The organism is Nonomuraea sp. NPDC050540 (genome assembly GCF_044457485.1).
Taxonomy (GTDB): domain Bacteria; phylum Actinomycetota; class Actinomycetes; order Streptosporangiales; family Streptosporangiaceae; genus Nonomuraea.
The window spans coordinates 58559-69790 of record NZ_JBITHA010000005.1; the positions used below are offsets into that span (position 1 = coordinate 58559).

Annotated in this window: 14 protein-coding genes; 13 read left to right on the forward strand and 1 reads right to left on the reverse strand. The window is 69.8% G+C overall.

Going from position 1 to position 11232, the window contains the following annotated elements:
* The first annotated feature begins 183 nt into the window (after positions 1-183).
* Genes ACIBI5_RS18250 through ACIBI5_RS18260 form a run of 3 tightly spaced genes read left to right on the forward strand, consistent with a single transcriptional unit; the run spans position 184 to position 2666 of the window.
* Positions 184-1257, forward strand: coding sequence for an acetyl-CoA acetyltransferase (locus ACIBI5_RS18250; RefSeq protein WP_397248133.1), 1074 nt, complete (start codon positions 184-186; stop codon positions 1255-1257).
* 39 nt (positions 1258-1296) lie between these two features.
* Complete coding sequence (locus tag ACIBI5_RS18255; protein ID WP_397248135.1) at positions 1297-1827, forward strand: RNA polymerase sigma factor; 531 nt, start codon at positions 1297-1299, stop codon at positions 1825-1827.
* Positions 1824-2666: a hypothetical protein gene (locus tag ACIBI5_RS18260; RefSeq protein WP_397248137.1), complete on the forward strand. Its 843-nt coding sequence runs from the start codon at positions 1824-1826 to the stop codon at positions 2664-2666. The genes ACIBI5_RS18255 and ACIBI5_RS18260 overlap by 4 nt, the downstream gene beginning before the upstream one ends.
* Here the strand turns inward: ACIBI5_RS18260 and ACIBI5_RS18265 are convergent.
* On the reverse strand, positions 2656-3597 hold the full coding sequence (locus ACIBI5_RS18265) for an N-acetylglucosamine kinase (RefSeq protein WP_397248139.1): 942 nt from the start codon (positions 3595-3597) through the stop codon (positions 2656-2658). The genes ACIBI5_RS18260 and ACIBI5_RS18265 overlap by 11 nt on opposite strands.
* A gap of 80 nt (positions 3598-3677) precedes the next feature.
* Between ACIBI5_RS18265 and ACIBI5_RS18270 the strand changes: the two genes are divergently transcribed.
* From ACIBI5_RS18270 to ACIBI5_RS18315, 10 genes are all read left to right on the forward strand, one after another.
* A complete protein-coding gene (locus tag ACIBI5_RS18270) occupies positions 3678-4547 on the forward strand; it encodes a MurR/RpiR family transcriptional regulator (protein ID WP_397248141.1) in 870 nt (289 codons plus the stop codon).
* A complete protein-coding gene (locus ACIBI5_RS18275; RefSeq protein WP_397248143.1) occupies positions 4548-5282 on the forward strand; it encodes a sugar isomerase domain-containing protein in 735 nt (244 codons plus the stop codon).
* Between the two features lie 12 nt (positions 5283-5294).
* A complete protein-coding gene (gene ngcE, locus ACIBI5_RS18280; RefSeq protein WP_397248145.1) occupies positions 5295-6668 on the forward strand; it encodes an N-acetylglucosamine/diacetylchitobiose ABC transporter substrate-binding protein in 1374 nt (457 codons plus the stop codon).
* A gap of 1 nt (position 6669) precedes the next feature.
* On the forward strand, positions 6670-7608 hold the full coding sequence (locus ACIBI5_RS18285; protein ID WP_397248147.1) for a carbohydrate ABC transporter permease: 939 nt from the start codon (positions 6670-6672) through the stop codon (positions 7606-7608).
* Positions 7608-8525 carry a carbohydrate ABC transporter permease gene (locus tag ACIBI5_RS18290; protein WP_397248149.1) on the forward strand — a complete coding sequence of 306 codons (918 nt, stop codon included), beginning with the start codon at positions 7608-7610 and terminating at the stop codon, positions 8523-8525. The genes ACIBI5_RS18285 and ACIBI5_RS18290 overlap by 1 nt, the downstream gene beginning before the upstream one ends.
* Before the next feature lie 17 nt (positions 8526-8542).
* Positions 8543-9100: a GNAT family N-acetyltransferase gene (locus ACIBI5_RS18295; RefSeq protein WP_397248151.1), complete on the forward strand. Its 558-nt coding sequence runs from the start codon at positions 8543-8545 to the stop codon at positions 9098-9100.
* Positions 9101-9105: 5 nt separating this feature from the next.
* Positions 9106-10011, forward strand: coding sequence for an SseB family protein (locus ACIBI5_RS18300; protein WP_397248153.1), 906 nt, complete (start codon positions 9106-9108; stop codon positions 10009-10011).
* Positions 10008-10391 carry a hypothetical protein gene (locus ACIBI5_RS18305; RefSeq protein WP_397248155.1) on the forward strand — a complete coding sequence of 128 codons (384 nt, stop codon included), beginning with the start codon at positions 10008-10010 and terminating at the stop codon, positions 10389-10391. The genes ACIBI5_RS18300 and ACIBI5_RS18305 overlap by 4 nt, the downstream gene beginning before the upstream one ends.
* Before the next feature lie 86 nt (positions 10392-10477).
* Complete coding sequence (locus ACIBI5_RS18310; RefSeq protein ID WP_397248157.1) at positions 10478-10882, forward strand: YbaB/EbfC family nucleoid-associated protein; 405 nt, start codon at positions 10478-10480, stop codon at positions 10880-10882.
* Positions 10879-11229 (forward strand): hypothetical protein, encoded by a 351-nt coding sequence (locus ACIBI5_RS18315; RefSeq protein WP_397248159.1) that lies wholly within the window; start codon positions 10879-10881, stop codon positions 11227-11229. Before ACIBI5_RS18310 ends, ACIBI5_RS18315 begins: the two co-directional genes overlap by 4 nt.
* The last annotated feature ends 3 nt before the right edge of the window (positions 11230-11232 follow it).

Below are 11232 nucleotides of genomic sequence, written 5' to 3' on the forward strand. Positions count from 1 at the left end.
TTCATCATCGGCCTTTCATCGGATCGAGTCCCGGTTTCGTGTCGGTGACTTTTCGCGAGCATCCGGTAACCGAGCAAGCGCTTGCCTAACAACGGGCGCCGGGCTAGCGTGACGACTGTCGTCGCCCGCCGGGACGGATCGCGCCCCGGCCCGGTGGGCGGCCGTCGAGAAGGGAGCCGGGACATGCAGCCCTTCTCCGGCCGGGCGGCGGTCGCGGGCGTGGGGATGACCGCGCTCACCAGGGCCTCGGGCCGTAGTGAGCTGGATCTGGCCGTCGAGGCCGTCCAGGACGCCTGCCGGGACGCCGGGATCGAGCCCGCCGAGGTCGACGCCCTGCTCAGCTACCACATGAACGACTCCGTCCCGGTGGTCCAGGTCGCCAGAGCCCTGGGGATCGAACGGCTGGGCTGGCACAACGACATCGCGGGCGGCGGCACCCAGGCCGCCTCCATCCTGGGCGACGCCGCGATGCTGATCCACTGCGGTCTGGCACGAAATATCGTGATCTATCGGGCGCTGAACGGCCGCTCGGGCAAGCGGCTCAACGTCGCCTCCACCGGCCCCCAGGAAGAGCTCACCCGCCGGTACGGCATGGCCGGACCCATCCCCCTGTTCGCCCTGGCCGCCACCCGATACCTCCACGACACCGGCCTGACCGAGGAGCACCTGCACGCCGTCGTCGCCCAGTCGCGCGACAACGCCGCCACCAACCCGCGTGCCCTCCGCCGCGAACCCCTGACCTGGGCGGACTATCAGTCCAAGCCGTACGTGTGCACGCCCCTGCGCACCGCCGACTGCTGCCAGGAGACCGACGGGGCCTGCGCCCTGGTCGTCAGCGGCGTACTCGCCGGCCCGCGCGTCCACGCGGTGGTGCGCGGCGGCGGCCCGGGATGCTCGGCCATGGACCGCGCCCCCGACGTCAGCGCGATCTTCTCCGAACACGTCGCCCCGATGTTGTGGCGGGCCTCGGGCATGAAGCCGGCCGACGTGGACGCCGCGCTGCTCTACGACGCCTACTCGTGGCTGGTGCCGAGGCAGCTGGCCGACTTCGGGCTGGCAGAGGATCTGGACGGCTACCTCCTGGAGCGCCGCCACGCCTGGGTGAACCGGCACGGCGGGCTGCTCTCCGAGGGGTACGTGCACGGGCTCAACAACGTGGCGCAGGCCGTACGGGAGCTGCGGGAGGACCGTGAGGTGGCGCTGGTGACGGGCTTCGGCGGCTCCTACGGCAGCGCCGCCCTCCTGACCTCCGCATAATTCCTGAAATGCTCGGTCCATCCCCGACATGGACATGATGTGAGCACCCAAGCCGACCGGTTCGCCGCGATCTACGCGGCGACCTACGAACAGATCCTCGGCTACGCCATGCGCCGCTGCGAGATCCCCGAGGACGCGGCGGACATCGTGGCCGAGACCTACGCGACCGCCTGGCGGCGCGCCGACCGGCTGCCGGACGGCGACGAGGCCCGCCTGTGGCTGTACGGCGTGGCCCGCAACACCCTCGCCAACCACCGCCGCGGCCGGCTCCGCAGGCAGCAGCGCAGCGCCGAGCTGAACGTCGACGTCGCCGACCTCTACTCCCGCACCCCGGACAGCTCGGTCGAGACGGGCGCGATCGCCCGCACCTTCCGCGAGCTGAACGCCGACGACCGCGAGCTGCTCTCGCTGGTCGCGTGGGAAGGACTCGACCACGCCCAGATCGCCACGGTCCTGGGCGTGTCACGCAACGCGGTCCGCATCCGCCTGCACCGCGCCCGCAAGCGGTTCTCCCGCGCACTGTCCAAGGCCGGAGTGACCGCCCACAACCTCGCGATGGAGTCAGCATGAACGACTTGCGGCAGCTCGCCCGGGTGGGCGACGAGGATCTGGCGGGTCAGGCGTCCGGCGCGGGGGCGCGGACGCTGCTGGCCTCGATCATCGCGGAGGAGCCGGTGAAGGAGCCGCGTCGCCCGCCGTGGAAGCGCCTGGCCGCGGCGGGCGTGGTCACCGCCGCGCTGGCGGCCGCGGTCGTGCTCGGCCCGAGCATCCTCAACACGCCCGGCAGCGCCACCTCCTACGCCAACGCGGCCATGGACATCAAGCTGGAGAACGGCATGTGGGTCGCCAGGATCAAGGACCCGTTCGCCGACCCGGCCAGGTACGAGGAGGCCTTCCACGCCGTCGGCCTCGACGTGAAGCTCCAGCTCGAACCCGCCTCGCCGCGCCAGGTGGGGGAGATCTTCCAGCTCGGCACGGGCGGCGACATCGGCCAGTCGAGCAGCATCGCCATCGACAGCGACCCCAAGGACTGCAAGATCACCGCCCCGGACTGCACGATGGTGCTCACGCTCTCGCAGAATGCGTCCGGAGCGTGGATCAAGGCCGGCCGCCCGGCCAAGGCGGACGAGCCCTACGCCAACGGCAACCGGGCCACGATGGACGGCGGCTCGCTGGCGGGGTACACGGTCGGGGACAAGCAGGTGAGCGAGGTCGCCGCCGAGGCCGAGCGGCGCGGGCTCAAGGTCGTCTACCAGATCGTCCAGCCCCAGCCCGACGGCGGGTACGCCATGAACCCGGATGACCAGTCAGCGGCGGTGGGCCAGGACTGGTGGGTCTGGGACGCCGAAGACGCCCAGCTCGGCGTGGTCCGCCTCCTCGTCAGCGAGGAGCACGTGATCAGGAAGTAGCCACGAACCTCCCGTGCAGCTCCGCGGCCCGTGATCCGAGCAGGTCGCGGGCCGCCAGCCACGCCGCCGCCCCCGCCGCGTCCCGCGCCGTGCGCACGGGCGTGTCACCCAGCAACTCCTGTACGGCCTGCCGCACCGGCCCCGGGTTGGTGAGCACGCTGCCGGCCAGCACCACGGGCCCGGTCGTGTGCACGCGGCGCACGGTGGCCACCAGCTGCCCGGCCGCCTCGCGGGCGATCTTCCCGGCCATCGGATCGCCCGCCGAGGCGGCCTGGCTGACCAGGGCGGACAGCGCGGCCAGGCGCATGTGGTCGGCCTGCGCGAGCCGTACGATCCGGTCGGCCGTGGCGCGTGGGGTCGCGCCGCGTTCGGTGCCGAGGAAGTGGGTGACGACCAGTTCGGACAGCTCTCCGGCGGGCTCGCCGCGGTCGAGGCCGTGCACGACGGCCTTGGCGGCGGCGCGGCCGATCCAGAAGCCCGAGCCCGCGTCGCCCAGCAGCCAGCCGAGCCCGTCGGCGATGACCGACTGGCGATAGCCGGAGATTCGGGCGGCGATCGCCCCGGTTCCGGACAACAGCAACGAGCCTTCCGAGGCGGGTGATCCGGCGACGTAGCCGATCGCCACGTCGCCGATCATCTCGGGCGCCCGGGGGATGCCGTGCTCGGCCCAGAGCCGGGCCAGCTCGACGTCCATGACGTCCTGCTTGCCGGCGATGCCCGCCAGCGAGCCCACGACCGCGGTGGCGTCCGCCGAGGCCAGCGCCTCGCGCAGGGCGGTGGCGATGTTGGCCACCGCCTTCTCCGCGCCGTGGGCGGAGGGGTTGCCCGCACCCGCCCGCGCGTAGCCGACGCGCTCGCCGTCGAGCGTGTGGACGGCGACGCGGGTGGAGGTCGCGCCGGCGTCCACGCCGACGACCAACGAATGAGTCACGGTCCCGATTTTGGGTCTTGACTCGGCCGGGAAGCAAGAATAATTTTCGCCGGAAGACCGAGTATTCGGAAGGAATATTCGTGACTTCAGGGGCCCTTGGGCGCGTTGAGACAGAACTGCCGGGATTGCCGGAAGCGCTACGCCGCGTGGGCGAGGTGATTCTGGGCGACCCGGCCGAAGCCGCGAGGTCCACGATCATCGCGCTGGCGGAACGGGCGGGCAGCTCGCCCGCGACCGTGACCAGGTTCTGCCGCGCCTTCGGGTTTTCCGGCTACGCCGAGCTGCGCGTGGCGCTGGCCACCGAGACCGGCAGGGCCGCGCAGGCCGGCTGGGGCGCGGGCGTCGGCCACGAGATCGGGCCCGACGACCCGCTCGACACGGCCATCGAGGTCATGGCGGCCGCCGACACCCGGCTCATTCAGGACACCGCCGCCCAGCTCGACCTCGACACCGTCGCCCGTGTGGCCGACGCGATCGTCGCCGCCCGCCGTGTCCTCCTGGTCGGCGTCTCCACCAGCGGTAACGTGGCGACGATGTTCGAAGGCAGGTTACGCCGCATCGGGATACCGGGCTGGAGCGCGTGCGACGCGCACGTGGCGCTGTCGGACGCCGCCCTGCTCGCTCCCGGTGACGTGGCGGTCGGCATCAGCCACCGCGGGCGTACCCGCGAGGTGATGGAGGCCCTGGTCGAGGCGTCCGGACACGGCGCGCTGACGGTCGCGGTCACCTCCTTCGCCCGCTCGCCGCTGGCCGACCTGGCCGACCTGGTGCTCACCACGGCCAGCAGGGAGACCACGTTCAGGCTCGGCGGACTGGCCGCCGTCCACTCGCAGCTCTTCGTCCTGGACGCCGTCTACGTCGCCGTCGCCCAGCGCACCTACGAACGCACCAACGAGGCCTTCGAGCGGACGATCAGCGCGGTCGAGAGCCACCGAGTCGAGAGAGGCTGAATGTCCTACGCAACACAAGTCCTGGACCTGGCCAAGTCCGTGATCTCCCGCCAGGAGCACCAGGTGCGCCAGGCGGCCAGGCTCATCGTGACCTCGCTGCGCGGCGGCGGCGTCGTCAACGCGTTCGGCTCCGGTCACTCCGAGGCCATCGCGATGGAGATCGCCGGACGGGCCGGCGGCCTCGTGCCCAGCAACCGCCTCAGCCCCCGCGACCTCGTCCTGTACGGCGGGCAGCCCGTCAGCGTGCTCACCAGCGAACTGGAGCGCGACCCGAAGATCGCCCAGCAGATCTACGACCTGGCGCCCGTCGAACCGCAGGACGTGTTCGTCCTGATCTCCAGCTCCGGCGTCAACGGCACCGTCGTCGAGCTGGCCAGGATCGTCAAGGAACGCGGGCACACGCTGATCGCCCTCACCTCGGTCGAGCACAGCGGCGCCATGCCTTCCCGGCACCCGTCCGGGCGCAAGCTGCTCGACCTGGCCGACGTCGTGCTCGACAACGGCTCGCCGTACGGCGACGCCATCCTCGAACTGCCCGGCGGCGGCACCTACGGCGCCGTCTCGACGGTCACCTCCGCGCTGCTCGCGCAGATGGTCGTCACCACCGCGGTCGAGGAACTGGTCGCGCTCGGCGAGACGCCCCCTGTCTACCTGTCGGTCAACGTGACCGGCGGGGACGAACACAACAAGGCACTGGAGAGCCGCTACGCAGGTCGCATCAGACGCGGAGCATAAGGAGTCATAGCAATGTCCGACACCCCCCATCTTTCCCGGCGCCAGCTCTTGCGCAGCGCCGCCCTCGTTCCCGTCGCCGGGGCCCTGGCCGCGTGCGCCACCCCGGCGCCCCAGACACCCGCGAGCACCGCACCGGGCGCCGCGAAGGCGCTGGAGGTCTGGATCTTCGACGGCGGCTTCGGGCACAAGTACGCCACGGACATCCACCAGCCGTTGTTCAAGACCAAATATCCCGATGTGGCGATCAAGCACAACTTCACCAAGGAGATCACGAAGGTCCTGCAGCCGCGCTTCGCCGGCGGCAACCCGCCCGACGTGATCGACAACTCCGGCGCCAACGCCATGGACTTCGGCGCCCTGGCCCAGGACGGGCAGCTGCAGGACCTGACCCCGCTGCTGGACATGGAGAGCTGGGACGACCCGGCGGTCAAGGTCCGCGACACGCTCGACCCGGCCGTGATCGAGATCGGCACCTACGACGGCAAGTTCTCGGTCGTCGGGTACGTGAACTACATCTACGGCATCTGGTACTCGATGAAGGCGTTCAAGGAGAACGGCTGGGAGGCGCCGAAGACCTGGGAGGACTTCGTCAAGCTCTGTGAGACGATCAAGAAGTCCGGCAAGATGGCGCCCTTCACCTACGCCGGCAAGCACCCCGGCTACGCCCTCGACCCCATCCTCGTCACGGCCGCGAAGATCGGCGGCAAGGAGATCCTGCTCAACCTCGACAACCTCGAGGACGGCGCCTGGAAGGCCGAGGCGCTCAAGGAGTCGGCCACCCGCTGGGCCGAGATCGGCGCCAAGTACCTGATGGAGGGCACCGCCGGCCTCGACCACGTGCAGACCCAGACCGCGCAGAACAAGTACCAGGTGGCCATGCTCCCCTCCGGCTCCTGGCTGGAGAACGAGCAGCGCACCACCACTCCGCCCGGTTTCGACTACGCGATGTTCCCCGTCCCGGACGTCACCGGCTCCGACAAGCTCCCGCACGGCGCGCTGCACACGCAGCCGGGCGAGAACTTCATCGTCCCGGCGAAGGCCGCCAACGCGAAGGGCGGCATGGAGTACCTGCGGGCCATGCTGTCGAAGAAGGCCGCGGGTGAGTTCAGCCAGCTCGTCTCCACCGTGCCCACCGTCAAGGGCGCCGGCGAGGGCTTGCAGTTGTCGACCGGCGTCAAGAGCGCCTCCGACGCCTACGCCGCCGCCGGGGAGAACACCGTCTACTTCCGGTGGAACGCCTGGTACCTGCAGCTCAAGGACGAGAGCGCGGCCGCGACCGGCGAGCTCATGAGCGGGCGGCTGACGCCCGACAAGTTCCTGGAGCGCATGCAGAAGAAGGCCGACGAGATCAAGGGCGACTCCTCGATCAAGAAATTCAAGCGCTGACATGGGAGTTCCGGCCGCAGCGGTGCCGTCGTGGTTTCAGCGGCACCGCCGTACCCTCTTCATCGGCTCGTTTCTCGTCGCGCCGGTGGCGCTCTACCTGGTCTACGTGATCTCGCCCTACATCCAGGCGTTCCAGATCTCGCTGACCGACTGGCGGGGCGTGTCCGGCACGCCGAACTTCATCGGGCTGGACAACTACCGGCGGCTCTTCGACGACAGCGTCTTCTGGAAGGCGGTCACGCACAACGCGGCGCTGCTGGTGCTGCTGCCGGTCGTGACGATCGTCATCGCGCTGTTCTTCGCCTTCCTGCTCAACGTGGGCGGGGCCAAGGGCACCAGCGGGATCGCCGGTTCCGGCTTCTACCGGGTGGTGTTCTTCTTCCCGCAGGTGCTCGCCGTGGCCGTGGTCGCCGTGCTGTTCCAGCAGGTGTTCAGGCCCGACGGCAGCGGCATGCTGAACGGCCCGCTGATGGCGCTCGGCGTCAAGCCGATCGGCTTCCTTTCCGATCCCGGGATCGCCTTCTGGTCGGTGCTCGGCGTCATGGTCTGGCAGGCCGTCGGCTTCTACGTCGTGCTGTTCTCGGCCGGGCTCGCCTCGATCCCGAACGACATGTTCGAGGCCGCGCAGATCGACGGGGCCGGGCGGATCAGCCTGTTTTTCCGCGTCACGCTGCCGCTGCTGTGGGACACCGTCCAGGTGGCCTGGGTGTATCTGGGCGTCCTGGCGCTCGACGTGTTCGCCATCGTCTGGGTCATGACCGACCAGCACGGCGGCCCCGACTTCTCCACGACCGTGATGGCCGCAGAGATCTACCGCAACGCCTTCCAGTACTTCAGGTTCGGCTACGCCTCCGCGCTCGGCGTCATCATGTTCTTCTTCACCGTCGGCTTCGCGATCCTGTCGCTGCGGCTGTCCCGGCGTGAACGAATCGAGTATTAATGACAACGCTGATCTCGTGGACGGTCGCGAACTCCCGCAAGATCGCCAAGAAGGAGCGCAAGCGGCAGCTCGGCCCGCTGTCCCTGCTGACCCACCTGGCGCTGCTCGTCTGGACCGTCCTCGTCGTGGTGCCGATCGTGTGGACCTTCCTCGCCTCGGTGAAGAGCGAGGACGAGATCTTCGGCGACGCCTGGTCGCTTCCGGCCTCCCTGCGCTGGGACAACTTCGCCCGCGCCTGGGAGCAGGCCAACATCGGGCAGTACATGCTCAACAGCGTCGTCGTCGTCTCCTTCAGCACGTTCGGCACGATGCTGATCGGCTCGATGGCCGCGTACGTGCTGGCGCGCTACCCCTTCAAGGGCAACCGGGCCATCTACCTGATGTTCGTGTCCGGCCTGGCCTTCCCGGTCTACCTGGCCCTGACGCCGCTGTTCTTCGTCGTGCAGAACATGGGCAACGTGCCGCTGGTCGGCCCCTTCATCGGCCTCAACACCCATGCGGGGCTGGTGCTGGTCTACATCGCGTACTCGATGCCCTTCACGATCTTCTTCCTGGCCGCCTTCTTCCGTACGCTGCCGACGGCGGTGGCGGAAGCGGCCCTGGTGGACGGCGCCTCGCATACGAGGGTCTTCTTCCAGATCATGATGCCGATGGCCAGACCCGGGCTCATCAGCATCACGATCTTCAACGTGCTGGGCCAGTGGAACCAGTACCAGCTGCCCCTGGTGCTGCTGCAGGAGCGCGACAAGTGGGTGCTCACCCAGGGCATCGCCGACATCTCCACCGCCGCGGGCTACGACCAGGACTGGGCCGCCCTCTTCGCCGCCCTGACCCTGGCCATCCTGCCCATGCTCGTGGTGTACACGGTCTTCCAGCGTCAGATCCAGTCGGGGCTGACGACGGGCGCGCTCAAATAGCGGGGATCATGGGGTGCATGACTTCGGCATGGACGGGCGAGCGCGTACGGCTGCGCGCCATCGAGCCCGAGGACTGGGCGGCGTTCAGGGAGTTCGACGAGAACTCCGAGGACCAGAGCAACGGCGACCGCCTCCTCCCGCCGCGCTCGGCGGAACGGGCCAGGCAGTGGGCCAAGGAAGTGGCCGAGAAGGACCAGGGCCCCGACACCCTGCGCCTGGCGATCGCCGAGCGGGCCGGCGGGCAGCCGGTCGGCACCATCAGCACCCACGCCGTGGACCCCCACCACGGCACCTTCGAGTACGGCGTCGCCGTCGGCCGCGCCCACCAGCGCCACGGCTACGCCGCCGAGGCCGTCGTCATCCTGCTCAGGTACATGTTCGGTGAGCGCCGCTACCAGAAGTGCGACGCCACCGTCTACGCCTCCAACACGGGCTCGCTGGCGCTGCACCGGCATCTCGGCTTCACCGAGGAGGGCCGGCGCCGCAGGGGCCGCTTCCACCAGGGGCGCTACGACGACATCGTGCTGTTCGGGATCACGGCCGAGGAGTTCGGCGAGCGGCACGGGCTCGGGTGAGGGTGGTGGAACCTTCCGAGGAGCGCCCAGAGCCTTCCGAGGAGCGCCCAGAGTCTTTCGAGGAACGGCTCTGGGCGGCGTTCGAGGAGGGGCGTACCGCGCTCTGCCTGAGCCTGCTGAAGGACGCCGACCTGGCGCTGCCGATGTCGCGGGCGGCCTTCGAAGGCACCGAGCCGATCGTGTGGCCGACCGCCGAGGCGGACGGGCGTACGTGGGTGCTCGCCTACACCTCGCCCGAGGCCATGGCCACCGGGTTCGGCCACATCACCGAGCACTTCCGCATCGTGTCCATGGTCGAGCTGGCCGCGGGCTGGCCCGACCCGCGCTGGGGGCTGGCGATCAACCCCGGCATGGCCGTCAACTTCAACCTGGAGTCGGGCACCGTCGCCAGGCTCGCCGTGCCCACCCTGGTCCAGGACCTGGCGCTCGCGCCGGACTCCGGCGTGCCGGTGGTGCAGAAGCTCCTGCACCCGACCGAGATCCACGACCTGCTGATCGAGCGCGAACCCAGGGTCTCCGGCTACTGCCACCACGCCCTCGACGTCTCGCACATCGCCACCCCCGCCGTGCTGGCCGACGCGCTCGCGCAGCCGGGCTTCCTCACCTCCGAGGGCACGCTCAACCTGCTGCGCTGGCGGCCGGTCGGCCTGGAGATGTACCGCACGCCGTACGGGGGGACCGACGAGGCGGGGCGCGAGGCGGTGGCCGGGTGGGTCGTCGAGGAGCCGCCCTTCGTCGGGCTCGGCCTGGTGCCCAACCGCGACCAGGTGATCCGCGAGTACAAGGTGTACGGCGTGGCCCTCACCCACGGCGCGGAGATCTGGGAGCTGACCACCGCCGGAACCGAGGTCCGGCGCGCGGTCTACCACGGCGACCTGCGCCGCTGGTTCGCGATCGGGCGGGCCGCGTGAGCGGCTACCGGGCGCGCTGGCGCGGCGCCGACTACCCCGCCAGCCCCGACGCCACCGCCCTGGAGGTCTGGGTACGGCTGCGCCGCGACGAGCCCGCCGAGGGTTTCACGGAGGTCGAGCCGGGCTGCCACGTCAGGATCGTGCCCGCGGCCGAGTGCGAGGCCCTGTGGGCGGTGTTCACCGTGTGCGCGTGGGGCGGGCGGGAGTTCCTGGTCCGCGACGAGCGTGAGGACGCGTTGCTGCTGGAGTATCTGGGCGGCTCGGCGCCGGAGGCCTTGGCCCTGGGGATGGAACGCGCCGAACGCGGCGTCTACCGGCGCTGGGTCTCCCGTGCGGAAACGGGCAAACCTTCCGAACAGGCACTCGACATCAACCCCTGAATCCCGGATTTTTGCGCACGATCTTGTCGAATGGTGTTCATGTGTCGGAAACTACCTCTTAACACCTGTGTGGTCAGGGAGGTGAGATGGAGTCTTCCAACGGCAGGGACGCCGCGGGTCTGCAGGCGTACGCCGACGAGCTCCGCACGACCTTCACGCGGCTCCAGAGCGAGGGGGCCGAACTCCACGCCAGAGCCAGGTCGTTGCAGGTCACGGAGAAGTCGCGCGACGGGCTCGTCAACGCCACCGTGGGCTCGCGCGGTGAGCTGATCAGGCTCGACCTCGATCCGCGCATCTACCGGCACCCCGACGCCAGGACCCTCGCCGACACGATCACCGAGACCGTCCAGCGGGCCGGTGAGAAGGTCCGCGAGCAACTCCTGGAGCTCTTCTCGCCGCTGATCCCCGCCGAGCAGATGCAGGCGCATCTCGACGGCGACCTCGAAACCGTGATGGCCCAGTTGGCCGATCAGATGGGCGGGCGTAGATGAGCCGGGACGAGCATGGCATCGAGATCTACAAGCCCGTCGCCTACGAGGGCATCAACCAGTGGTCCACGATGGCCGGCGACATGGAGCGGGAGGTCGAGCGGCTGGCCGCGGAGGTACGGGCCTGCCTCGCCACCACGCCCTGGGGCGACGGCCTGGAGGGCAAGGCCTTCTGGCAGAAGCACTTCCAGGACGACGGGCCGTACAAGCTGGTCTACCGCTTCGTCGACCTGCCGAACCAGTTACGCGACGTGGGGGACCGTGCCCGCCAGGTCGTCGACAACGTACGCACCACCGATACCGGGATGGGCCAGGAAATGCTGGCCCGCGCCCAGACCAAAGAAGTCTGACAC